At 43.1% G+C, this 26095-nt stretch carries 18 protein-coding genes; 8 read left to right on the forward strand and 10 right to left on the reverse strand.

Translation table 11 applies throughout. The features are described from left to right. Positions 1-48: 48 nt before the first annotated feature. The gene (gene aroC, locus NQ505_RS25850; protein WP_004306728.1) at positions 49-1125 is read left to right on the forward strand and encodes a chorismate synthase; all 1077 of its coding nucleotides are present in this window, start codon (positions 49-51) and stop codon (positions 1123-1125) included. Next, entirely contained in the window at positions 1125-2489 is a 1365-nt protein-coding gene (locus tag NQ505_RS25855; RefSeq protein ID WP_008998841.1) for a dipeptidase, read from the forward strand. The genes aroC and NQ505_RS25855 overlap by 1 nt, the downstream gene beginning before the upstream one ends. Before the next feature lie 110 nt (positions 2490-2599). Here NQ505_RS25855 and NQ505_RS25860 read toward each other — a convergent pair whose 3' ends face one another. After that, positions 2600-3658: a linear amide C-N hydrolase gene (locus NQ505_RS25860; protein ID WP_004326146.1), complete on the reverse strand. Its 1059-nt coding sequence runs from the start codon at positions 3656-3658 to the stop codon at positions 2600-2602. 250 nt (positions 3659-3908) lie between these two features. Between NQ505_RS25860 and NQ505_RS25865 the strand changes: the two genes are divergently transcribed. After that, positions 3909-4775: a formylglycine-generating enzyme family protein gene (locus NQ505_RS25865; protein WP_259826508.1), complete on the forward strand. Its 867-nt coding sequence runs from the start codon at positions 3909-3911 to the stop codon at positions 4773-4775. 81 nt (positions 4776-4856) lie between these two features. On the opposite strand, the gene NQ505_RS25870 is transcribed toward NQ505_RS25865, so the two are convergent. The 4 genes from NQ505_RS25870 to mutA form a co-directional block, all read right to left on the reverse strand. Continuing rightward, positions 4857-6896 carry a hypothetical protein gene (locus NQ505_RS25870; RefSeq protein WP_259826511.1) on the reverse strand — a complete coding sequence of 680 codons (2040 nt, stop codon included), beginning with the start codon at positions 6894-6896 and terminating at the stop codon, positions 4857-4859. 786 nt (positions 6897-7682) lie between these two features. Continuing rightward, the gene (locus tag NQ505_RS25875; protein WP_004306716.1) at positions 7683-9857 is read right to left on the reverse strand and encodes a DNA topoisomerase 3; all 2175 of its coding nucleotides are present in this window, start codon (positions 9855-9857) and stop codon (positions 7683-7685) included. A 293-nt stretch (positions 9858-10150) separates the two neighbouring features. Then, positions 10151-12298 carry a methylmalonyl-CoA mutase gene (gene scpA, locus NQ505_RS25880; RefSeq protein ID WP_008998843.1) on the reverse strand — a complete coding sequence of 716 codons (2148 nt, stop codon included), beginning with the start codon at positions 12296-12298 and terminating at the stop codon, positions 10151-10153. Between the two features lies 1 nt (position 12299). Beyond that, on the reverse strand, positions 12300-14201 hold the full coding sequence (gene mutA / locus NQ505_RS25885; protein WP_004326165.1) for a methylmalonyl-CoA mutase small subunit: 1902 nt from the start codon (positions 14199-14201) through the stop codon (positions 12300-12302). Between the two features lie 269 nt (positions 14202-14470). On the opposite strand from mutA, the gene NQ505_RS25890 reads away from it, so the two are divergent. Further along, positions 14471-16135 carry a putative transporter gene (locus NQ505_RS25890; protein WP_008998844.1) on the forward strand — a complete coding sequence of 555 codons (1665 nt, stop codon included), beginning with the start codon at positions 14471-14473 and terminating at the stop codon, positions 16133-16135. Between the two features lie 90 nt (positions 16136-16225). Here the strand turns inward: NQ505_RS25890 and NQ505_RS25895 are convergent, their stop codons facing one another. After that, entirely contained in the window at positions 16226-16858 is a 633-nt protein-coding gene (locus tag NQ505_RS25895) for an AAA family ATPase (protein WP_004299434.1), read from the reverse strand. Between the two features lie 52 nt (positions 16859-16910). Continuing rightward, positions 16911-19667, reverse strand: coding sequence for an outer membrane beta-barrel protein (locus NQ505_RS25900; RefSeq protein WP_008998845.1), 2757 nt, complete (start codon positions 19665-19667; stop codon positions 16911-16913). Between the two features lie 137 nt (positions 19668-19804). Here NQ505_RS25900 and cobU point away from each other — a divergent pair, with 137 nt between their 5' ends. Genes cobU through cobC form a run of 4 tightly spaced genes read left to right on the forward strand, consistent with a single transcriptional unit; the run spans position 19805 to position 22644 of the window. Continuing rightward, positions 19805-20314 (forward strand): bifunctional adenosylcobinamide kinase/adenosylcobinamide-phosphate guanylyltransferase, encoded by a 510-nt coding sequence (gene cobU / locus NQ505_RS25905; protein WP_008998846.1) that lies wholly within the window; start codon positions 19805-19807, stop codon positions 20312-20314. A 2-nt stretch (positions 20315-20316) separates the two neighbouring features. Beyond that, positions 20317-21354 carry a nicotinate-nucleotide--dimethylbenzimidazole phosphoribosyltransferase gene (gene cobT, locus NQ505_RS25910; protein WP_008998847.1) on the forward strand — a complete coding sequence of 346 codons (1038 nt, stop codon included), beginning with the start codon at positions 20317-20319 and terminating at the stop codon, positions 21352-21354. 1 nt (position 21355) lies between these two features. After that, positions 21356-22102, forward strand: a complete 747-nt coding sequence (locus tag NQ505_RS25915; RefSeq protein WP_008998848.1) for an adenosylcobinamide-GDP ribazoletransferase — start codon at positions 21356-21358, stop codon at positions 22100-22102. 8 nt (positions 22103-22110) lie between these two features. Further along, entirely contained in the window at positions 22111-22644 is a 534-nt protein-coding gene (gene cobC, locus NQ505_RS25920) for an alpha-ribazole phosphatase (protein ID WP_008998849.1), read from the forward strand. On the opposite strand, the gene cbiB is transcribed toward cobC, so the two are convergent. Genes cbiB through NQ505_RS25935 form a run of 3 tightly spaced genes read right to left on the reverse strand, consistent with a single transcriptional unit; the run spans position 22624 to position 26091 of the window. Further along, positions 22624-23610, reverse strand: a complete 987-nt coding sequence (cbiB, locus tag NQ505_RS25925; RefSeq protein WP_008998850.1) for an adenosylcobinamide-phosphate synthase CbiB — start codon at positions 23608-23610, stop codon at positions 22624-22626. The genes cobC and cbiB overlap by 21 nt on opposite strands. Beyond that, positions 23586-24608: a threonine-phosphate decarboxylase gene (locus NQ505_RS25930; RefSeq protein WP_008998851.1), complete on the reverse strand. Its 1023-nt coding sequence runs from the start codon at positions 24606-24608 to the stop codon at positions 23586-23588. The genes cbiB and NQ505_RS25930 overlap by 25 nt, the downstream gene beginning before the upstream one ends. Then, positions 24601-26091 carry a cobyric acid synthase gene (locus NQ505_RS25935; RefSeq protein ID WP_032853489.1) on the reverse strand — a complete coding sequence of 497 codons (1491 nt, stop codon included), beginning with the start codon at positions 26089-26091 and terminating at the stop codon, positions 24601-24603. Before NQ505_RS25935 ends, NQ505_RS25930 begins: the two co-directional genes overlap by 8 nt. Positions 26092-26095 lie beyond the last annotated feature (4 nt).

The following is a 26095-nucleotide window of genomic DNA, read 5'->3' on the forward strand; positions in this document are numbered from 1 at the left end:
GAAAACTTTGTTATATTTGCATATAGTAATTTTAAAAAAGCCACAACTATGTTTAATTCATTTGGCAATATCTTTCGACTCACAAGTTTCGGTGAGTCTCATGGAAAAGGAATTGGAGGAGTGATTGACGGATTCCCATCAGGAATTACCATCGACGAAGAATTTGTACAACAAGAACTAAATCGCCGTCGTCCGGGACAATCAATCCTTACCACCCCACGCAAAGAAGCTGATAAAGTAGAGTTTCTTTCAGGTATTTTTGAGGGGAAATCAACCGGGTGTCCTATCGGTTTTATCGTTTGGAATGAAAACCAACACCCCAATGACTACAACAATCTGAAAAATGTATATCGTCCTTCACACGCTGATTACACATACACGGTGAAGTATGGAATCCGTGACCATCGCGGCGGCGGACGTTCCTCTGCACGCGAAACGATTTCGCGCGTTGTAGCCGGTGCATTGGCTAAGCTGGCACTCCGCCAACTGGGAGTCAATATCACTGCCTATACCTCACAGGTAGGTCCTATCAAGCTTGAGGGTACTTACTCGGACTATAATTTCGACCTGATAGAAACCAACGATGTACGTTGTCCGGACCCTGAAAAAGCAAAAGAAATGGCAGACCTTATCTATAAGGTAAAAGGTGAAGGCGATACCATCGGAGGTACACTGACCTGTGTCATTAAGGGATGCCCCATCGGATTGGGACAACCTGTTTTCGGTAAACTTCATGCTGCCCTGGGTAACGCCATGTTAAGCATCAACGCTGCCAAAGCATTCGAATACGGTGAAGGATTCAAGGGTTTGAAAATGAAAGGTTCCGAACAGAACGATGTTTTCTATAACAATAACGGACGGATCGAGACGCACACCAATCACTCCGGAGGTATTCAGGGAGGATTGAGTAATGGTCAGGATATTTATTTCCGTGTAGTGTTCAAACCGATTGCCACACTGCTGATGGAACAGGAAACTGTCAACATTGATGGCGTCGACACCACTCTGAAAGCACGCGGACGTCATGACGCTTGTGTATTACCTCGTGCCGTACCTATCGTAGAAGCAATGGCCGCCATGACTATACTCGATTATTATTTACTGGATAAAACGACGCAACTCTAATGAACGAGATTCAGAAATACATAGCGGCACACGAACCAAAGATGATGGATGACTTGTTCAGCCTTATTCGCATTCCCAGTATCAGTGCTCTGCCGGAGCACCACGACGACATGCTGGCTTGTGCGGAACGCTGGGCACAGCTGTTATTGGAAGCAGGTGTGGACGAAGCACTGGTAATACCCTCACAAGGTAATCCGGTTGTTTTCGCTCAAAAGATCGTGGACCCGGATGCAAAGACTGTATTAATCTACGCTCATTACGATGTGATGCCGGCCGAACCATTGGAACTCTGGAAAAGCGAACCGTTTGAACCGGAAATACGTGACGGACATATCTGGGCACGTGGAGCGGATGATGACAAAGGACAATCGTTCATTCAGGTGAAAGCATTTGAATATCTCGTCAAAAACGGATTACTGAAGAATAATGTGAAGTTCATCTTCGAGGGTGAAGAAGAAATAGGTTCGCCCAGTCTGGAAGCTTTCTGCGAAGAACATAAAGAATTGCTGAAAGCAGACGTTATTCTTGTGTCGGATACGAGTATGCTAGGAGCTGAACTGCCCTCATTGACCACTGGTCTGCGCGGGTTGGCTTATTGGGAAATAGAAGTGACGGGACCGAATCGTGACTTGCATTCCGGACATTTCGGGGGTGCGGTAGCCAATCCGATCAACGTGCTTTGCCAGATTATCAGCAAAGTAACGGATGCCGACGGACGTATCACTGTTCCCGGATTCTACGATGACGTGGAAGAAGTGCCGCAAGCCGAACGGGAAATGATAGCCCATATTCCTTTTGACGAAAAGAAATACAAAGAAGCAATCGGTGTAAAAGAGCTTTTCGGAGAAAAAGGATATAGCACATTGGAACGTAACAGTTGCCGTCCGTCTTTTGACGTATGTGGTATTTGGGGCGGATATACAGGAGAAGGTTCTAAAACCGTACTGCCTTCAAAGGCTTATGCTAAAGTATCTTGCCGGTTAGTACCGCATCAGGATCACCATAAGATTTCGCAAATGTTCGCAGATTATATTCTTAGTATCGCTCCTGATACAGTACAGGTGAAAGTGACTCCCATGCACGGAGGACAAGGATATGTGTGCCCGATTTCACTTCCTGCCTATCAGGCAGCAGAGAAAGGTTTCGAGATCGCTTTCGGGAAAAAGCCGTTGGCGGTACGCCGTGGCGGAAGTATCCCCATCATCTCTACTTTCGAACAGGTATTGGGAATCAAAACCGTATTGATGGGATTTGGACTCGAATCGAATGCGATCCATTCTCCGAACGAGAACTGCTCATTGGATATCTTCCGGAAAGGGATAGAGGCGGTCATAGAGTTTCATCAGGAATATGCCAGACGATAAACCGGATAAATAACAATCAAGTTATAAACGATACATATAAAAGAGTGGTGGACAAGCTTGATTACAAGCATTTGTCCACCACTCTTTTATATATCTATCACACTGACAAATTACATGACCGGAGTCTCGAAAAGGAAGGTAAATGATTGGCTGTCTTTCAAATCCTTCACTGCATCACCTGCATAAATTTCGCCCTTTGTCAGAGACAGTTTCTTAATGCCGGCTTTCGGACTAAAATCAATTTTCTTCAAATCCAGCCAAAACAAATTCGGAGTCAGGGTAGATTCGAAATAATATACCTTATTCTTCTGATCGGATACGGAACGCCAACGGGTAGAAGATATATAAGGCTTCTCCGGTGTATTAATACCAAATGGCACGGAAACATTACGCATCACACTCAACACGCTGGGAACTGCAATCTTTGCATCCGCAATTTGTGGAATAGCATGAATGTAGAATGAAGCCCGTACAAAACGGTCGCTTGCCCGATTGGTTCCCGGTAACATCTGCAAGCCACCGATTTCTTTCCAGTAATCATTAATGGCCAACTGCTGTTCATATCGAGGAGAATTTGTCATCACCCGGTATTCTTTTCCTTCGTGAATACTTAATTTCCCATCCAGATATTCCAATACAGCCGTATTGCCTGTTTCATCGGTTATGGCCAGATGCAAGGTAGACTCCGGTCCTCCATTCGGCATACGGGGAGCATCAATGCGGAAAGTCTCCTTTTTCAATTCATCCACCGCTTCGCGTACCGTGGCAAAGTTATCAAGCACATACTGTGTCCAAATGCTGATGCCCATTGCCGGACGGGTATCGCCGGGAAGAGAGTAAATGGATTCCGGCAAGAAAAGCAGGCTAGCCACTAATCCTTTCTCGTTCATTCCGTCACAAGTACCTATATCATATCCTGTAGCAATCACACTTCCATATTTGGAAGTCCAGTTCACAGTTTTCTCCTTGTTATGTCCCATACGTTGGATGCCACGCGGAAATACATAGATATTCGTCATGATATCTTCCTTCCAGTCCATTGTACGTCCTGTTATCACCATCTGGTCAGGGCCTATATACACTGCACGCGTACATGCTTCTACAGGCTGTATACTCATCAAAGAGACGGCAGCCAACACCAATGCAACTCCTGCTAATTTTTTCTTCATGTTCATTCTATTTAAATAATTGATCTTCTTATTTATAAATAACAAACGCGCCACGATTATTGCCTAAAAGAAAGAGGATTTTAATGAAAAAAAGGCATTTATCCAATGCAGGAAGAAATTTTGGGTTTTCAACGTATGAGGGTTACCATCACAGAGATCATTTCTTAGCGAAAAATATTAAATAAATTTAAGTGTTACTATTGCAGTCATTGCTACTTTAGTTCGTCCAATAAATAAACATACAATTATCATGATAAAAGAGTACACCAAACAAACTATAATCATTTGCTTTCTATTACAAGGAATCGCATTATCAAGCAGAGCGCAAGAACAACAAGTGTGGCAACGATACCACGATAAATGTCGAAGAGAAGCAAGTATTATTGACACTCTCCCCTCCAAATTAGAAAAAGCCTTGCACTGGTCGCCGACAATAAATAAAGAACAAAAAGAGGTTATACGCTATATACTATGGAATATGGTTTACGTGGAAGGTGGTACAGCCAATCTCGGAAACAACAATAACTATCCCGTGGATGTAGCCTCTTTTTTCATCAACCGATATGAAGTTAGTCAGGATGAATGGTATGTCATTATGGGAGAAAATCCTTCTAACCAACACAGACGTAACTATCCGGTAGACCAAGTCAATTGGTTCAACGCTCAACGATTTACCAAAAAAATTTCTCAATTAAGCGGCCTACCCTTTCGCCTCCCCTTCGAAGCAGAATGGGAATATGCAGCACGTGGGGGACTAAAAACCAAGAATTTCATCTATGCCGGCAGCAATAATGCAGAACAGGTTGCCTGGTTTAGAGAAAAATATTATAATACTTACGTATCCAAAGAAACAGGAACGAAGAAGCCCAACGAACTGGGACTTTATGACATGAGTGGAAACGTATATGAATGGTGTATGGACTGGTATGACAGAAAGGTTCCTTTTACCGGAAACATCGCTCCGATTATAAGCGAAAAAGATACGCATAAAGTGTTGCGTGGAGGTAGTTATTATACCTTCGAGAAATATTGTAAAGTCACCAGCCGCTACGGAGTGAATCCGCAACGATGGGATATTGATTACGGATTACGGTTGGTAGTGTCACTACCAAATTAAAAGAGGAGCATATTATTCACTGTATTATTTTAGCTCCTCATTGTTCTAAATACTGTTATTATATACAAATGTCAAGTCGACTTATTGATCGGCCAGTTTATAAAGTTCATATCCTCCCAATGCCAGTACATAAGGCAGATTAAGAATAACGTCGGCATCCTTCTCCACCTCTTCGGGGTACTTTTGCAGCAATTCGTTGAAAGGCATAATGAGAGGATGTTGCAAGAAAACCTTATCTTTCACCTCGGCACGTCTCCAACCAGCTACCGTACGTTCGGCATTCCATCGGTATTTCTCCATGCGCACCAGTAGATACAAAACTTGAGACGGTAGATTCTCATTGAACATAGATCCGGATATGCGTGCCGGCGAACGGTCGCTCCGCTTAATACCGTAGCCTAGCGTACGACAAAATACACTATAGGCATCCAGTTGATAGCGGTTAGCCCAACGTAACGGCTCGCTCAATTTGTTCCACAGAAACTGTGCCTGATGATTCATCAAAATGAAGTCGGCAGAGTGGTTGCCATAAGATTCATACATCTTCTTCAACACCTCTTTCTGTTTGAGGCTTTCATCCGTATAGCAACAATCGTAGAGGTAATTCACATACAAAGCCAGTTTATCCTGCAAGATATTTTTCTTCATCCCCCTATCTACCATACCAAACACCTTGACATAACGATAACGCCCTTGCTCATCGTCCACTATCGACGACAAATCGTTATTGAAATCCTGACGGATAAGTACACGACATTGATGCTGATAAACCTCATGCGGCAAGTTGAGTCCTAATGAGAGACTCAAATCAGGATCATGCACACAAATAGCCACTGTAAGCATACAGTGTTTATTTTGTGCCCATTGTTGTAGACGGGTGCGCATAGCAGTACTACAAATGTCGTCATGGCAATATTCTACCTCAATATCGTCTATCTGACTCTCTATATAAGGAAATTGAGCTTTGAAGTAGTCTTTCTGTGACTCCATCTCTCGATCTACTAAAGTGATGTGGGTACGTATGCGCTCATCTGTCGGCAGACGGTCATCGTAATTGGCATAATGGCAGATACGTAGTGCTTCAAGCAGCAACGAGCGTCCCATCCGATTGAATCCCACAATAACCAGATGCACATAGTCTTGACTAGTAGCAGTCCAGTTTCCATCAGGTTGTTGCGTTATGCTTATGGGGCGATAGTCTAGCGGATCATAATATCTTTCACTATCGGCAGCATAGAGACTCCATAGTTGCCGGGCCAAATTCTCGTGGAGGTTAAAGGGACGGAAAAAAATATTAGGTTTCCCCTCAATGCAAAACACCTCCGGCGGCAGATTCATTTTCTGTATGTTAGAGTACGAAGGGATACTGTCGAACTGCACATATACAGGCATCACCTTGCCATCGGAACATTTGCCACGCAGAGCACTCACCAAATGCACAATCGCTATATTTTTAGCATCGCGTCCGCAACGTTCTTCATCACCCAGTACATACACTTCACTCGCGCTCGCTATGTTCAACCGCTGAAGTTCTTCGATCGACTCAATGTTGCCAAAGTAAACAAGCACTTGCCGCTCTATTTCGACGGGCAAGGCAGACTGTATGCGATGGCGTACCGTTGCCGCCTCTATACCGCTCATCAGCAAGATACGTGCCGAAGGACATTCGTTATATAGTTCGCGTATCATATTGATAGTTAGTTCATTGAAGCCTATCAATACATAGTGTTGAGTTATGTTGCGGTAAGTCATTCGCCCCGTGTTTACCACATCCACACGCCGCTCTATTATGTTGGAAATGGTAGAGATGAGCACACCACCCAATAAAATGGATCCCGAAAAGCTAACAATTCCCAGCAATAGCCTGCTGGACCAAGCTGTCTCGTTCATTTGGTTACCAGGATCCACAAAGTTGTTGTACACCACCCAGAGCCTTTCGCCCCATTCCTCATGTCCATACAGTTGGATAGAAAAGAACATCACGATGATAAAAAAGATAGCCAGCACCGTAGCAATAGTAACGAGTAGCAGGGTGAGCTGAGACTTGATACCCCCCGAAATGGTGCGATCCATATACTCTTGTGAGAATATCTTCTTGTAGTAGTTTATAAAACGGTTCATGCTTATAACTTATTGATGGCAAAACATACAAGTCCTGCCCATATTGTGTATATTTCGAGCTATTTGTTCTGATAATTGTACCATATCATGCACCAATACCATATAATCCGTATCAATGGGATTTGGTTGACAGTCGTGTTTCATAAATAGAATATTTAAAGTTGTGTACAAATATAGTATTTTTCAACAAACCAAATAGTTTTTCACTTAACTATTTTCAGCAGTGTACTTTACCTTGTTATCGTATGGCAGTATATAAAATGAAATTCACCAGTACAAGAAGACATTAATTGCAAGATAACAGCTATGGAACGAAGTAAAATTCGTATAAAAATGGAGTAAGATATTCTACTTCCATCAAATAATATCTCCATAACCTTTATTGTATCTAAGATTATTCAGTGCATAGATTTAAGATTTTCTATGCAGAAACTTAGAATCTTTTATGCACTCGAGTAGTCGTCACGTTATAACGGGACAATGGTCACCTTATAGAATGACTAACGTCACTTTATAAGGTGATATTAATCATTCTATAAGGTGACCATCTATCTCTGAAAGGATGAAAATCACTAAAGATACAAAATAAATCAGTAAAAAGCAATAGTAAGATAGGAAATTTGCCTGGAATGCAAACGCACTTAATTTATCTCAATACAACATAATAAAGAGACCGCATTCATATAATGCAGATTAAATCTAACCTGCTAATTGCAGCACCTCCATCTCTCACTCTCTTCGTGATATGACGGACTTTTTACTTCCAATTATCTTATCCCTTTTCTATTAGAAATTTTTCCGGAAAGTACATCCATTTCTCCATTCCGAACATCCGTAAGCGGTTTTTCCTTTAATAATAATTCCCTTACCACAAAGCGGACATGGCTGACCTACAAACGTATCTACATCACCTGTAGCAGAAGGAGTTGAAGCAGGAGTAGTAACCGGAGCCGGAGAAGGTGCCGAATTAGAACTCACTCCACTTGCCGCTTTTTCTGTTTTCGGTTTCTTTTCTTTCGGTGCACTCGGTTTACGTTCTCGCTTTTTAGTTTCTTTCTTTTCTTTCTCTTCAGCCTTTGCAGCTACTGCATCCTGAATAGTAATGCGTCGGTTTGTATTATCAGAAAGTACACTCATCACTATTTCCGAAACCATCTGTTTCAGTTCTTCGAGAAACTGGCGGGCATCGTATGTCTTCTTTTCAATTTCGCGAAGCTTCTTTTCCCAAATACCTGTCAGTTCCGCCGATTTCAATAATTCTTCATGAATGAGCTGCACCAACTCCACTCCTGTCGGGGTGGCAATCAGGTTCTTTCTCTCCTTACGGATATAATTTCGTTTGAACAGTGTTTCAATGATGGCAGCACGGGTAGACGGACGACCGATACCATTCTCTTTCAAGGCATCACGAAGTTCATCATTATCCACCAGTTTTCCGGCTGTTTCCATTGCACGGAGCAGTGTTGCTTCGGTATAAGGTCTGGGCGGCTGTGTCCATTTCTCGTTCAAGTCGGGAATGTGAGGACCACTTTCACCCTTCACAAAGGTAGGGAGTACATTTTCATCCTCTTCCTCTTTTTCTTCAGTAGGATCTTTTACGTCCTTTGCAAACACGACACGCCATCCCGGTTCCAGAATTTGTTTTCCGGTTACCCGGAATTCTATCTTATCCACTTCTCCCATGACGGTAGTAGTAGAAATCTTACAGTCCGGATAGAATACGGCTATAAAACGACGGGCTATCAAGTCATAGACACGACGTTCCATATCCGTCAGGTTTTGAGCATAGACTCCGGTGGGGATAATGGCGTGGTGATCCGTTACTTTCGAGTTGTCAAATACCTTTTTCGATTTAGGAAGTGTAGTGCCGGCTAACGGAGCTGTCAAGACTTCGTAATCACGGAGTCCTTTCAGGATAGCAGGACATTTCGGGTAAATATCGTCACTCAAGAAAGTAGTATCAACACGCGGATAGGTAGCTACCTTCTTCTCATAAAGAGACTGAATCAGTTTCAGCGTTTCATCAGCCGAATAAGCGAATTTCTTATTACATTCTACCTGAAGAGAAGTCAAGTCGAACAAACGTGGGGCGAACTCTCTTCCATCTTTCTTGCCAACACTAGTGACTACAAACGGAAGATCCTTTATGCGTTCTACCAATGCCTCGCCTTCTTCCCGGTTAGCGATAGGGTCGATACCCGGATTATCTATTTTCTTTTTTCCACCGTTCTTTTCTTCTTCCGCAGCTATTTCTTCATCACTTTTGCGGATAAGTGCGGAAAAAGTGGTATCCCGATAGTTGGTTTTCAGTTCCCAGTATTGCTTGGGTTCGAAATTGGCTATTTCCAACTGACGGTTGACAATCAGTGCCAGAGTCGGTGTCTGTACACGACCGATAGAGAGTACCTGTTTATTTTGACCGTATTTAATGGTGTAAAGACGGGTGGCGTTCATTCCTAATAGCCAGTCACCCATTGCACGAGAAAGTCCAGCTTCATAGAGTGACTGAAAATCTGTCTGATCTTTCAGCTTCGCAAACCCTTCCCGGATAGCTTCTTCTGTCAATGAAGAAATCCACAGACGTTTCACCGGACAGCGTGCACCTGCTTTCTGCATCACCCAACGCTGAATCAATTCTCCCTCTTGCCCGGCATCACCGCAGTTGATGATTTCATCTGCGTTCTGCATCAGTCCCTCGATAATGTGGAATTGTTTTTCGTAGGTAGGATTCTCTATCAACTTGATGCCGAAACGTGGAGGAATCATTGGCAGGCTACCTAAATTCCATGATTTCCAGTTAGGCGTGTATTCATGCGGCTCTTTCAGGGTACAAAGATGCCCGAATGTCCAGGTCACCTGGTATCCGTTTCCTTCTATATATCCTTCTTTTCTGGTATGAGCGCCGAGTACTTCGGCTATATCGCGTGCTACTGATGGCTTTTCGGCTATGCAAACTATCATTTTTTTCTCTTCTTGTTTTTACACTAACAGTTTACAAAGTTACACGATTATTTCTCATTGACCGCATGAAGAGAGAAAAAAGTCCATAAAGGCATAAATCGAATAAGTTCCACTGAATGAAATAAACCGCATCATATTCATATATTCGTCTACTATGAAATCTTCTATTGAAAGCTGGACAAATGACAAAATTAGGAGAAGAAAAGGAATATAAACAAAAAAACATCCCACCTTTTAAACCTAAACTGGTCTAAAAGGTGGGAGTATAAATATGATTCAAATAATTTCAGAAGTTATTCTTCATCCATCAAAATTTCCAGAATCTGGCAAGCAGCTTTCGCTACCGGAGTACCCGGACCGAAGATAGCAGCTACACCCGCCTTATACAAGAAATCGTAATCTTGTGCAGGAATAACACCACCGGCAATCACTACAATGTCTTCACGACCCAGTTTCTTCAGTTCCTCAATAATTTGCGGAACCAATGTTTTATGTCCGGCAGCCAGTGAAGAAACACCTACTACATGAACGTCGTTTTCAACAGCCTCGCGAGCAGCTTCCGCCGGAGTCTGGAACAACGGTCCCATATCCACGTCGAAACCACAGTCAGCATAACCGGTTGCTACGACTTTAGCACCACGGTCGTGACCGTCCTGTCCCATCTTTGCAACCATGATACGAGGTTGACGTCCCTCTTTCTTCGCGAACTTCTCGGCCAGTTCACAAGCACGTTTGAAGTCGCTATCGTTTTTACTTTCTGATGAATACACGCCTGATATCGTTCTAATTATTGCTTTATAACGTCCTACTATCTGTTCGCAAGCATAAGAAATCTCACCCAATGTTGCGCGAACACGAGCTGCTTCAACTGCCAGTTCAAGCAAGTTACCCTTGCCGGTCTTCACACATTCAGTGATAGCTGCCAATGCTTTGTCCACTTCAGCCTGATTACGTCCTTCTTTCAAACGTTTCAGGTTTTCGATCTGTTCAAGACGGACTGCAGTATTATCAATTTCAAGAATATCAATCGGAGCTTCTTTTTCCAAACGATACTTGTTCACACCCACAATTGTTTGCTGACCACTGTCGATACGAGCCTGTGTACGGGCAGCAGCTTCTTCGATACGCATCTTTGGAATACCTGTTTCGATAGCTTTCGCCATACCACCCAGTTTTTCAATTTCCTGAATATGCTCCCAAGCCTTGTGTGCCAGTGCGTTCGTCAGAGATTCTACATAGTAAGAACCACCCCATGGGTCAACGTTCTTGCAGATGTAAGTTTCTTCCTGAATGTAAATCTGTGTATTACGTGCAATACGTGCAGAAAAATCTGTTGGAAGAGCAATAGCCTCATCCAATGCATTGGTATGCAAAGATTGAGTATGCCCCAAAGCTGCAGCCATAGCCTCAATACAGGTACGTCCTACGTTATTGAACGGATCCTGTTCGGTCAGTGACCAGCCGGAAGTCTGCGAGTGAGTACGCAACGCCAGTGATTTCGGGTTCTTCGGATTGAATTGTTTCACAATCTTTGCCCACAACATACGTGCAGCACGCATCTTGGCTATTTCCATAAAGTGATTGGTTCCAATCGCCCAGAAGAAAGACAGACGCGGTGCAAATGCATCAATATCAATGCCTGCTGCCGTTCCTGCACGAAGATATTCCAAACCATCGGCCAATGTATAAGCTAACTCGATATCCGCGGTTGCGCCTGCTTCCTGCATGTGATAACCGGAGATAGAGATAGAGTTGAACTTAGGCATCTTCTGCGAAGTGTATTCGAAAATATCAGAAATAATCTTCATAGAGAATGCAGGCGGATAAATATAAGTATTACGCACCATGAATTCTTTCAGAATATCATTCTGGATAGTACCGGCCATTTCTTCGAGTTTAGCACCTTGCTCTAGACCGGCATTGATATAGAATGCCATAATCGGAAGTACAGCTCCATTCATTGTCATAGACACAGACATCTTGTTCAATGGGATACCATCGAACAGCACTTTCATATTTTCCAATGAACAGATAGATACACCGGCTTTACCTACGTCACCCACTACACGTTCGTGATCGGGGTCATAACCGCGGTGAGTAGCTAAGTCGAATGCCACTGACAAACCTTTCTGACCGGCAGCCAAATTACGGCGATAAAATGCATTTGATTCTTCGGCGGTAGAGAATCCGGCATACTGGCGGATAGTCCAGGGACGAAGAGTGTACATTACTGAATACGGACCGCGCAGATAAGGAGGAAGTCCGGCAGCATAGCCAAGGTGTTCCATTCCTTCGAGGTCTTCTTTTGTATAAACAGGCTTCACTTCAATGTGTTCCGGTGTTTTCCAGTCAGCGGAGATACCGTTAGCCTTTTGCCATTCAGCACCATTAGTCGGCTGAAATGCGGCATATATATCGATGTTTTTAAAATCTTTTCTCATCTTACTTCAATAGTTTAGCGTTAAACTCTTTCAAGGTATCCAATACATTGACACGAACATGGATGAAGTTTTCGATACCTGCAGCTTTCAGGTCGTCCATACAAGCCGGAGCACCGGCAACGATAAACATAGCACGACCATTCAGTGCTTTGAAAGCAGGAATTGCATATTCAGCATATTCATCATCGCTGGAACAGATAACAACAATATCAGCTTTTGCAGCCATAGCTGCCTCTACTCCTGCTTCTACTGTCTCAAATCCCAGATTATCAACGACTTCATAACCAGCACAAGCCAGGAAGTTACAAGAATATTGAGCACGTGCCTGACGCATTGCCAAATTTCCGATGGTTAACATGAACGCTTTCGGACGTTTGCCTGATGCTTCTGTTTCGAGACGCAATGCTTCAAACTGACTGGCAGCACGATCGAACACCAGAGTATCCACCTCTTTTTCGCAAGTATGAGAGTCACCTCCGCAACAACACTTACCTTCAACAGGTTGCTTATTGCCAGCCTTTTCATTGAAGTTCGGGAATTGGTTGGTACCCAACAGCACTTCACGACGCTGTGCAACTGCTTTATGACGAGCTTTGTTGCTCTCATTCACAGCAGCCTGAACAGTTCCTGCTTTCAATGCCGCATAGAAGCCACCTGCTTCTTCTACAGCAAGGAAGAGTTCCCAAGCCTGTTTTGCAATAGCCACAGTCAGATTCTCGATATAATAAGAACCGGCAGCAGGGTCGATCACTTTATCAAAATGAGATTCTTCTTTCAGCAGCAGTTGTTGGTTACGAGCCAGGCGTTCTGAGAACTCGTCCGGAGTCTCATAAGTCTTATCAAACGGAGTTACCGTCATAGAGTCTACGCCTCCTAATGCAGCACTCATAGCTTCAGTCTGTGTACGAAGCAGATTCACATGTGCATCAAACAAAGTAAGATTGAAAGTAGAAGTTTCGGCATGAACCGCCATTTTTGCTGCGCAACGACATTCTCCGTTAGGACCTTTATTCTCGCAATCACGCACACATTCGGGATTGTAAGAAGCTACAATATTTGCCCAAAGCAAACGTGCCGCACGGAATTTCGCTATTTCAAGGAAATAATTGGAACTGATACCAAAATTAAATTTGATTTTCTTAGCTACTATGGCAGCAGGAATACCGGCATCAGTCAATTGACCCATATATTCATTTCCCCAAGCCAGAGCATAACCCAGTTCCTGAGAAATATAAGCGCCTGCATTATTCAATGATAAAGCGTTTACATTCAGCACACGATAGAAAGGAAGCGGCTGAATTGCTTCAATCAAAGATTTGGCTGTTTGTACCATATCACCTTTCTCCTTGCCACGAGTCAGCATCTTGTTGAAGAAATCATAGTTGATAGAACCTTTCAGTTTCTTCACATCATAATCTTTCTTCTGGAAATAAGCTACCAGCAGATTAGCCAACTCAACCACATGCCCCTGACAGGTTGAGAAATTCAGTTCAACACACTCTGCCTGAATATCACTTAACAGCGTTTCAATATATTCCGCATTAAGTTCTTTTGCTTTCACATGGAAAGAAAGTGAGTCAACACCCTTATTTAGGATATCCAGTGCTTTCGCATTGGCTTCTTTCGGACATTCTACTCTAATTTCCTGACGAACCAACCATGCATTGTTGTCTTTTTTAGTTCCTCTTAAATAAGGGAACTCTCCAGGAAGTGCATCAGTAGTTTTTAAATCCTCCAGATCTTCCATCCGGTAAAAAGGTTTCACTTTAAACCCTTCGTTTGTTTTCCAAACGAGCTTCTTCTCAAAATCAGCACCTTTTAAATCGGCTGTAACCTTCTCCATCCATTGTTCGGTGGAGGCAGGAGAAAAGTCTGAGAAGAGTTTTTCTTTTTTGTCTGCCATAGTTTATTTAAAATTAAAACAAGATTAATATTGTCTTTATTTTTATCTATCTCTTTCTAAATGTCAGTCGTTCGACCTGCAAATATAACCAATAAGTTAAAACGAATCTCTTTTTTAGGGAAAATTCGCACAGGACGCCCCGATTCGTCAAGTGCATACAATCTGTATAGAAATTCTTCATTTTTAGTTCTTCTTTTATTTGATTAGCTCCAATGTAATGAGTAATTTTGCACTCGTTTTTAGAAAAACATTATAAAAACTGCTATATTATGGATTGGTTACAAAGTTTATTGTGGGACCCCAGCTCCGTAGCTCACATCGTGCTCCTCTACGCATTTGTAGTGGCTACCGGCGTGTATCTTGGTAAGATAAAGATATTCGGAGTATCTTTGGGCGTCACATTTGTTTTGTTTGCCGGCATCCTAATGGGACATTTCGGCTTCACAGCCGATACACACATCCTACATTTCATCCGTGAATTCGGATTGATCTTGTTCGTATTCTGTATCGGTCTTCAGGTGGGGCCATCTTTCTTCTCCTCTTTCAAAAAAGGAGGAATGACATTAAACCTGTTGGCTGTAGGCATCGTAGTGTTAAATATTGCTGTCGCACTGGGGCTTTATTACCTCTGGAACGGCCGGGTAGAACTGCCGATGATGGTAGGTATCCTTTACGGAGCAGTGACAAACACTCCGGGACTTGGTGCTGCCAATGAGGCTCTGAATCAATTGCATTATACCGGCCCGCAGATTGCGCTTGGTTATGCATGTGCTTATCCCCTCGGTGTGGTAGGTATCATTGGTTCTATCATTGCCATCCGTTACATCTTCCGTGTCAATATGGCGAAAGAAGAAGAAAGCCTGAAAATCCAAAGTGGAGATTCACACCACAAACCTCACATGATGAGCCTGGAAGTTCGCAATGAATCAATTAGTGGAAAAACGCTGATTGAAATCAAGAATTTCCTGGGCCGTAAGTTCGTTTGCTCCCGAATTCGCCATGATGGTCATGTAAGTATTCCCGACCATGAAACAGTGTTTAATATAGGCGACCAGTTATTTATCGTCTGCTCGGAAGAAGACGCTCCTGCAATTGTAGTATTTATCGGAAAAGAAGTGGAGCTCGACTGGGAAAAACAAGACCTCCCAATGGTTTCCCGCCGTATTCTGGTTACCAAACCGGAAATCAATGGTAAAACATTAGGTTCTATGCACTTCCGTAGTATGTATGGGGTCAATGTCACCCGTATCAACCGTTCCGGTATGGACCTGTTTGCCGATCCGAATCTGATACTTCAGGTAGGTGACCGCGTTATGGTGGTAGGACAGCAAGATGCAGTGGAACGTGTTGCCGGTGTACTGGGTAATCAGTTGAAACGCTTGGATACACCGAACATTGTTACGATCTTCGTTGGTATCTTCTTAGGTATCCTTCTGGGTAGTCTTCCGATTGCATTCCCGGGTATGCCGACTCCTTTAAAATTAGGTTTGGCAGGCGGACCGCTGGTAGTGGCAATTCTTATCGGCCGTTTCGGTCATAAGCTGCATTTAGTGACTTATACAACCATGAGTGCCAACCTGATGCTTCGTGAAATCGGTATCGTTCTCTTCCTTGCCAGTGTCGGTATAGATGCCGGTGCCAATTTCGTGCAAACGGTAGTCGAGGGAGACGGATTACTATACGTAGGTTCCGGTTTCCTTATCACCGTTATCCCGCTACTTATCATCGGCACCATCGCAAGATTATATTATAAGGTAAACTACTTCACCCTGATGGGATTGATAGCCGGTAGTAATACCGACCCACCGGCATTGGCTTATGCCAATCAAACAACCTCCGGAGATGCTCCGGCAGTGGGATACTCTACAGTTTATCCGTTATCGATGTTCCTCCGTATTCTGACGGGACAGATGATATTATTAGCAATGATGTAAATCAAGTTTAGCATATAAACAATAAAGCCGGCTATATCCAAATGGAATACGCCGGCTTTATTTATTTTTTCAATCTGCTTTTCTATCCTGTCATACAAGCTGCAGTTTCTTTACTACAAATTCTTCAATGAACCGCACTGTCTCTTCAATTCCCAAAGAAGAAGAATCGATGCACAAATGATAAGTAGCTGCTGCTCCCCACGTTTTATAGCTATAATAATTATAGTATTCCGAACGTCTCTTATCCGCTTTTTCGATCATTTCTTCTGCAGCTTCCGCATCAATATGATGCATGCCACACAACCGCGCTATGCGATCTTCTTTAGAGGCTGAAATAAAAACATTAGCACAACGAGGATGCTCTCGCAGAATATAATCTGCGCAACGTCCTACAAAGACACAAGATCTTTCTGCTGCCAGATGACGGATCACATCACTCTGTACTTTGAACAAAGCATCATTGCTCAAGCAGTTGTTACATGGCATAGCTCCCTCACTGATAAAAGGGAAACGCATACCGAACAGTCCGCCAATAATACCCTGCGAGGCTTTTTCATCAGCCTTTTCAAAAAACTCCTTACACAATCCACTTTCCTCCGAAGCCAGATTAATCAGTTCCTTGTCGTAGAAGTTGATTCCCAAACGGGCTGCCAACTTCTCTCCTATTTCTTTTCCGCCGCTACCTAACTGACGGCCGATATTGATAACATAATTACCGCTCATAGTACATTTTGTTTTATGGTTCTGTAGCAAACATACGACTTTTTTCTAAAAATCACATCATCAAACGAAAGTTATATTTGAAAGTGACTATGAAATATCCTTTTATTTCCTGGTTACGGAACTCATAAAAACCATCAGAAGAAGTCGTACGGCCGAAACTTTTCCTCTTTCCGAGAATATCCGCCCAATAAGCAGACAGTTCCGCTTCTTTCTTTTTCAAGAACCGCCAGCTGGCACTTGCATTCCACAACATCTGGTCATCTTCGCCTTTACGGATATTCGTACCATTACGGAAAGAATAAGCCCCGTCAGTCCGTAATTGCAAACCAAAAGGAAGATCAACGTATCCCTCAAGACGAAAACTATAATTACGGGTATAGGTATCATTATCATTGATAGAATTAAGCGAATACTGATAATTCCAGGAAGTAGAAAAATCAATACCTCCCCAGGTGGGCTGATAAGATACATTCGCGTCACACCCCAATCCGGTATCACGTGTCGTACTTTTCTTCGGTTCAAGGCTCTTGTCTTCATTAATCATACTGACACGATTGCTATGATTACCGTTCATATCCAACCGCAAGGAAAAATGTCCCAGACGCTTCCACCAGTTGGCACTTCCATATACATTCCAGTTTCCGTTAATATTAATAGGAGATGTCTCACGTCCACCGGTTTTTGCATCATATAGCACTACCTGCGTCACACTGTTCTGTTCCATCTGCCCACCGATATTCGCAGATATACCTTTTTTTGAATGTTGAAAGCCCACACGGACACTATGAGAAAACATCTGTTTCAAATCCGGATTTCCCCGGGTGATATACAACGGATTACTGTTATCCGTCAGCGGCATTAAATCTGATAAGGAGGGTTGCCGGGTTCTACCGCTATAATTGAAAGTGATCCGGGCCTCTTTCTTTTTCCAATTCACCCATATCATAGGCTGAAAGTCGATAGTATGCATGGTAGTGTCCGCATAGAGCTTTCCCATTTTCCGTTCAATGGCACGTTTTTGCGGAGTCATCCCCAATGAGGCATTAAACATCCAGGTATCATCAGAGTAATTAAGTCCCACATCCAGGTTATGTCCATTCGTACGACTATGACTCCGATTACTCAAACTATCCACATATCCTGCTTCATAGTCGGGAGGTAGCTCACCAAAGACTTCCGACTTCGTCAGAGAAGATAATTCATACGTATCACGATTATCACGCTCATAGTTAGTATCCCAGTTATATGCTACCCGGAAATGCATCTTCTTGCCAATAGGCTGGGCAAAGGTAATCCCGACTCTCCATGAATTATTTTTTTGAGGCGACTTCAAATACTGGTTACGAAAAAGCACCGAATCATTTCCCAATTTATCTTCAAGACGGAAATAAGTAGTTTTGGAAAGCGAAAAACTTTCATTATCTCCCCACGAATCCGAGTTCTGGATATTCAATGCCAGCGTTGTACCTTTTTCATTCAGACGTCTCATAATACCCATCATCCAGCTATAACGGTTCGACTGATTTTCCGAACGCGACCAGTTCTCACTACGGTTCACTTTTATATCCCGGGGAATAGATTCAAAGTCATCAAACAAGCTCTCATGACTTATGCCGGGAGGAGCATCAAAAGATGCATTCTGGCTACTGTTTTCATTTCTGTTGGGAGAGATTCCTAAATTACCGGTAAAATGTATACGTGTACGTTTATCCACTTCCCAGCTTCCTATGAAGTTAGAACTAATCGACCGCCCCTTAGAGTTACTTTCGTTAGTAGACGCAGAGTATTGATTACCTGCCGGTAAATACTGTTCCTGATAAATGGAAGAAAGATTTCCGTTCCGGTTCAGATTATAGTTCACACTTCCGGTCAGGGAGAATTTCTTACCGAATTTATGAGTCATATTCATTCCTACCGAATTGTTGATATTATCCTTGTAAGTACTATTCTGGTATCTGTTGGTAGACTGTGCGATGAAAGAAAGATTATCTCCGTCTTTACTAAAATAATTCACTTGCCCCTCCAAATCCTTCTTCTGGTTATTCCCGTATCCTACCGTTGCATTTGTCAGCCAGGTTTTATTCAATTCATCCTTAGTCTGCAAGTCGAGTACATATTTCTTTTCTCCTGAACTAATTCCGGTGAACTCCTCTTCTTTCGATTTCTTATCATATACTTTCAACTTACTAATCAGGTCCGCCGGAAGATTTTCGAGCGCTGTCTTTTTATCTCCCGAGAAAAAAGCTTCGCCATTTACATTGATTTCACTGATGGGTTGTCCGTTGTATGTCAACGAATTATCTTTCTTATTATATACCAATCCGGGAACACGCTTCACTAAATCTTCCAGATAAGCTCCTTCACGAGTTTTAAAAGCGGCAGCATTGATAACCGTAGTATCTCCCTCCATCACTACTTCCTGCAATTTTCCCGTTATCGTCACTTCACTAATCTGAATATCATCATCTTTCAATACCACTGTACCGATATTCACCGATACAGAGTCTTCCAGTGCCCGGTATACAGATTGCATTCCCATAAAAGAGACCTTCAACAGGTATTTCTTTTTCTTCTGCGGTTGATAATTAAGAATGAAACGCCCATTCTTATCACTTGTTATTCCCTTGATAAAGGCAGAATCGCTCTTCGCCAAAATAACAATACTGGCAGATGGTAATGCCCGCTTCTCATTACTGCCGGCTTCCACTGTCTGCACTCTTCCTCGCACAGTTCTCACTTGTTGAGCATACAGAGCAGTATGTCCCCAAAGTAGCAGCAAAAGCAATCCCACTAACTTACAAGCGTTCATATCCAAATAGTAGTTAAGTCTGATATTTATGTTGATCTAAAACAAATCGGGACAAAGTTAATAACTTTTACGTAAAACGGTTAATCCCAGAGTTATTTTTTATACCTTTGTCCATCCATTATTCAATCAGCAACTTAATGAAAAGGATTATACTAATCACAGGAGGACAACGATCCGGTAAAAGTTCGTTTGCGGAAAAAAAAGCGCATGAACTTACTACGTCACCGGTTTACTTGGCCACTGCCAGGATATGGGACGAAGAATTCAGAAAAAGGGTGGAACGCCATCAAAAGAACCGCGGTCCTGAATGGACAAATATAGAAGAAGAAAAAGAATTGAGCCGTCACAATGTAACGGGCAGAGTCGTAGTGATAGATTGTGTAACTCTTTGGTGCACTAATTTCTTTATGGAGTTTGATTCTAATGTTGCCTCCTCATTGGAAGCCGTCAAAAAAGAATTCGACAAATTTACCCAGCAGGATGCCACTTTCATATTTGTAACTAATGAGATTGGTTGGGGGGGAGTTTCCGAGAACAAACTGCAACGTAAATTCACAGACTTGCAAGGTTGGACCAATCAATATATCGCATCGCATGCCGACGATGTATATCTCATGGCAAGTGGTATTCCCGTAAAAATAAAATAAACATGAAAACGTTTCATATTCAAAAGCCGGATGAAGCTATCAAAGAAGCTCTGATTGACAAAATCAATAATCTGACCAAACCTAAAGGATCGCTTGGAAGACTGGAAGAAATTGCTTTGCAAATCGGACTGATCCAACAATCCCTTTCTCCACGATTAACTCATCCTCAAAATATAATCTTTGCCGCGGATCATGGCATCGTAGAAGAAAAAGTCAGTCCATCTCCTAAAGAAGTAACCTGGCAACAAATCAGTAACTTTCTTCATGGAGGAGCAGGGATTAACTTCCTGTGCCGACAGCACGGTTTCACTCTTAAAATTGTAGATGCAGGAGTCGATTATGATTTACCTTATGAAAAAGGTATCATTAACATGAAAGTCGGAAGAGGAACACGCAATTTCCTTCATGAAGCAGCCATGACACCTGAAGAGATGGAACTTTGCCTGGAGCATGGTGTCCAATGTGTAGACACTTCTCACCAGGAAGGCTGCAATATCATTAGCTTCGGTGAAATGGGAATCGGAAATACTTCGTCCTCTTCTCTATGGATGACTTGCTTCACCGGAATCCCATTAGATCAATGTGTAGGTGCAGGAAGCGGACTCAATCACCAGGGAATAAATCACAAATACGAAGTTCTGAAAAGATCTCTCGAACAATATCCGGGAGAGCATTCCGCAGAAGAAATCCTCTGCCGTTTCGGAGGTTACGAAATGGTAATGGCCGTAGGAGCAATGCTCAAAGCTGCAGAACTGGGAATGGTTATTTTAATTGATGGATTTATAATGACCAATTGTATTCTTGCCGCTTCACGCCTTTATCCGGAAGTGATGAGCTATGCCATATTCGGTCATCAGGGAGACGAGAGCGGACATAAGCTCTTATTGGATTATCTCGGAGCACGTCCCCTACTCAATCTCGGATTAAGACTTGGAGAAGGAAGCGGTTCCGTTTGTGCCTATCCCATTGTGGATTCCGCTGTGAAAATGCTGAATGAAATGGATTCATTTGCTCATGCTTCCATCACTAAATATTTCTAAAATGAACCAGATACTTGCCGCCCTCATATTCTTTACACGATTGCCTTTCTGGAAAATAAAAGAAGTTCCGCAGGAGTGTTTCAAACACGTTGTCAGTTATTGGAGTTTCAGTGGCTGGCTGACCGGGGGAATGATGGCATTGATTTTCTGGGGAGCCAGTACTATTCTACCTCACGGAGTAGCCGTAATCCTGGCACTGACTTCACGTTTACTTATCACAGGAGCATTGCATGAGGATGGATTGGCCGATTTCTTCGATGGATTCGGAGGTGGAACGAACAGGGAAAGCACGTTACGCATCATGAAAGATTCCCATATCGGAAGCTATGGAGTTTTGGGATTAATCATTTATTATTTATTTGCTTACAATCTACTGGTCGCACTTCCCTTAGCAGTTACTCCTTTCTTATTACTAAGCGGAGATACTTGGAGTAAATTCATTTCTTCCAATATCATCAATTACCTGCCCTATGCACGGAAAGAAGAAGATAGCAAATCCGGAACAGTATATACAAGAATGAGTTTTGGGGAGATCGTAATGTCTGCGATGGGTGGAATACTGCCTCTCCTATTACTTCCTCCAAGCTACTGGCCCGTATGTATATTTCCCATTCTGGTATTCTTCTTTATCTGCCGGATGATGAAACGACGTCTGAACGGATATACCGGAGATTGTTGCGGTGCATTATTTCTCCTAAGCGAAATGAGTTTCTGGCTGGGAGCAGTGATGTCTATCTATATAAAATAAGTAAACCTATGAATATTTATCTAATCAGACATACCTCTGTCGACGTTCCTAAAGGTCTTTGTTACGGTCAGTCAGACGTTCCTTTACGTCCTACTTTTGAGATAGAAGCAGCCGTAACCAAAGCCAAAATCGAATCCATTCACTTTGATATGGCTTACACCAGTCCTCTATCCAGATGCACCCGTCTGGCACAGTATTGCGGATTCGGAGATGCCATCCGTGACCCAAGAATACTGGAACTTGATTTCGGAGATTGGGAAATGCAGTATTTTGAAAAAATCAAAGACCCGAATCTCCAATGCTGGTACGACGATTACCTGAATGTAAAAGCAACCAATGGAGAATCGTTTGCCGATCAGTATAAACGGGTAGCCGCATTTTTAGACGAAGTCAAACAAAAGGAGGCTGAAAATATAGTAGTATTTGCGCATGGCGGCGTATTGATTTGCGCACAAATTTATGCAAAGTTGATTCAACCGGAAGAAGCATTTCAGGCAGTACCTGCCTATGGAGGAGTTTTTCTATATCAAGAGCGCCCGTAAACAAACAGTCAGGACAATCATCATCTCTTCTGCACGACGGTTGACAGCAACTCCCATCCGCATATCGGATGTGTCCAGCAAACGTTCATTCACTCCGATATAAGGCTTTGTAAAGAGTTGACCAAAATAGTGATGAGGACCGCCGAAACGACAATTCAGGATACCTGCAAGAGCGGCTTCCGGATAGCCGGAATTGGGACTTGCATGTTCTCTGCCATATCTCTTCACAAATGACAGAAGTTTCAGCCGACCACTTGCCAATACCATCAGAAAAGCAGTAAGACGGGCAGGAATATAATTAGCGACATCATCAACACGAGCTGCCACACGCCCAAAAAGAAGATAACGATCACTATGATAACCAATCATGGAATCAAGCGTATTCACCATTTTGTAGGCCATCATTCCCGGAACGCCCAACAACAAATACCAGAAAAGAGGAGCAATCACTCCGTCACTCAAATTTTCCGCTAAAGTTTCAAGAGCAGCAGTCCTGACTTCTTGTGCAGAAAGTTCGGAAGTATCACGCCCCACAATACGGGCAACCTGAATACGTCCCTCTTCCAAAGAACGATCAACCGCCTCAAACACCATTCTGACCTCTTTAATCAACGTAGTTCCGGCCAGGCAAAAGAAAATGCAGATTATATCAAAACCGATCACTGCAGGAGTTCCTAAAAAAGAAAGGGCATATTCGATTCCTATAGTGACCGAATAAACGAACAGAATTAACAGAACGGACATGGTTCCTCCTTTCCATAACTTATAGGATCCTTTATTCAGTCTCTTTTCCCCGAAAGCAATCATCTTTCCGAACCAGATGACAGGATGAGACAAAGACACCGGATCACCGAATAGACGATCCAGCAGCCAGGCCGGCAATAAAACACGCAGTACTACTCCTATAGCGATAAAGTAACTCATCATAAACAAAATATCTCTTAACTCATTATCTGCTCCATCCATTCACTGATTGCTTTCACTAGCTTATCATTTTCTTCGGGAGTTTGCGTAGCAATCCGAAAGAAACGCTCGTCCAATCCCTCAAAGTTGGATGCATCACGAATGAGTATTCCATGATTCATGGCCAGAAAATCCTTAAGGGCCGCCGCTTTCCCCATACGTAGTTTTATCAACATATAGTGCGTATCAGTTGGCCATATTTCCAACATACCCGTGGCAAGCAGGAGGTTTGTCAGTCGCTCACGTTCTGCCAGAAGTTGCGGAATATCCGCTGAAATGCCGTCTCCCTCTTCCAGAAGATATTTTGCGGCTTCAATAGCCAAGCTATTCACAGACCAAGGCATCCGGCGGCAACGAACATCATCGGTCAAGCCCTCGGAGGCAGTAAAATAACCCACCCGCAGTCCCGGAATCGCGTATTGCTTGGTCATTGAATGGAGCAGGATCACATTTGGAAAGGAAGCGGCTTCTTTAATCCCAAGAAGTGACTTTAATGTGAAATACTCGTAAGACTGATCGAATATAAACAATTTATCAGGATGAGAATCGACCAATGCTTTCAGGTCTTCCTTATTTCGCACTTCACCTGTCGGATTATTCGGATTGCAGATCCATACCAGTTCCGCATCTTCCGGTAAAGCATCCAACGAATAAAAAGGCTTCACTTTGTGCCGATGTACCCGGCATGCGTCCGCATACTCGCTAAAGGTTGGTCCCAACACGGCTGAAATACGTCCTTGAAAGACTTGTGCTATCAGGTAAATAGCTTCCGTCGCTCCATTAGTCACACAAACCTGGCGGGGAGTGAGCGAATACCTCCGGGCTATTTCACTTTCCAAAGAATAAGGCATCGGCTCGGGATAACTGCAAATGGTAGAGAGCCGCTCATTCAATCGTTGGTAAAGTCCCGAATGATCGATCCGGTTATACACATTCGAACTGAAATTGCTAACTATTTTCTTTCCGTATTTATAAAGATCGTCTCCGTGTCCCTCAATCATTTCTTTCTAATATTTTATAAAGTAACGGCATATTGATGTGTTTTCTCACATGTTCCGCCAACTTATCATATTGTTCTTCCTTGAATGTTGCATAGTCAAAGGTCTGCTGTTCCAGTTTGTCGGCATAAGGCTTGAGCAGGAAATCTATAAATGACTGGTTGTCAAGTATGCCATGAATATATGTTCCCATACATTTCCGGCCATTCCGGTAACCATCCTCTCTTCCATCCTCCAGTTTATTTAAAGGAGAAGGGGAGAATCCTTCAGCAGGTACGCTTCTGCCCATGTGTATCTCATATCCCTTACAAACCGTATCCGACTCATCAAAAGTGAAATTCACCTGCCGGGTCACTTTATCTCCCTGCATGGTAGTGATAACAGGAAGTAACCCCAAGCCGGGGAGTAATTTAAAACTTCCCTCTACTCCGTCAGGATCGCGTACTTCCAGTCCCATCATCTGATAACCGCCACAGATGCCCATGATGGTCGCCCCTTCCCGATGAGCTTTCAGAATAGCTTGTACTACTCCGTTACAGCGCAATTCATAAAGATCATCCAGCGTATTCTTGCTTCCGGGCAACAATACAATATCTGCTTTCGCTATTTCATTCACATTATTGGTATAATATAAATGCACCCGTTCATCCCGTTCCAACACATTAAAATCGGTAAAGTTAGACAGATGACGCAGCAAGATCACAGCTATATTGATTTTTCCGGCCATAGCCTCCCGGTTTTTAGACTCAAGCATCACAGAGTCCTCTTCTTCTATATAAATCCCCTTATAGTAAGGCACTACTCCAAGCACAGGAACCTTGCAGAGGTCTTCGATCATCTTTATTCCGGACTCAAACAGGCGGATATCCCCTCTAAACTTATTGATAATAATACCCTTAATCAATGAACGTTCTTCCGGAGTCTGCAACAGAATAGAACCATACACACTGGCAAATACACCACCACGATCAATGTCCGCCACCAGAAAAACATCTGCCCCAGCGTGTTTTGCCATAGGCATATTGACCAGGTCGACGTCCCGCAGATTAATTTCCGAGATACTGCCGGCCCCCTCCATCACTATCGGATTATATCTGGTAGCGAGGCGATCATACGACTCATTGACTACTTTTCGTAATTCTTCCCTTCCCTCCTTGCGGAAATACTCATACGCATTCCGGTCACCGATTGGTTTCCCCAATAACACAACCTGCGAAGTATGTTCGGAGCTTGGCTTCAACAACAACGGATTCATATCCGTATGACAGGGAACACCGGCAGCTTCCGCCTGAACGGCTTGCGCCCTGCCGATCTCCAATCCCTCGGGAGTGGCATACGAATTCAAAGCCATATTCTGGGCCTTGAACGGTGCAGGATGATATCCGTCCTGCTTCAATATGCGGCAGAATGCCGCAGCCAGAATACTTTTCCCGACATCGCTACCTGTTCCGGCAAGCATAAAGGAATTTAGTTTTTTCTTCTCCATCTTT

This window comes from Bacteroides sp. D2 (assembly GCF_025147085.1).
In the GTDB taxonomy this organism is placed as follows: Bacteria; Bacteroidota; Bacteroidia; order Bacteroidales; family Bacteroidaceae; genus Bacteroides.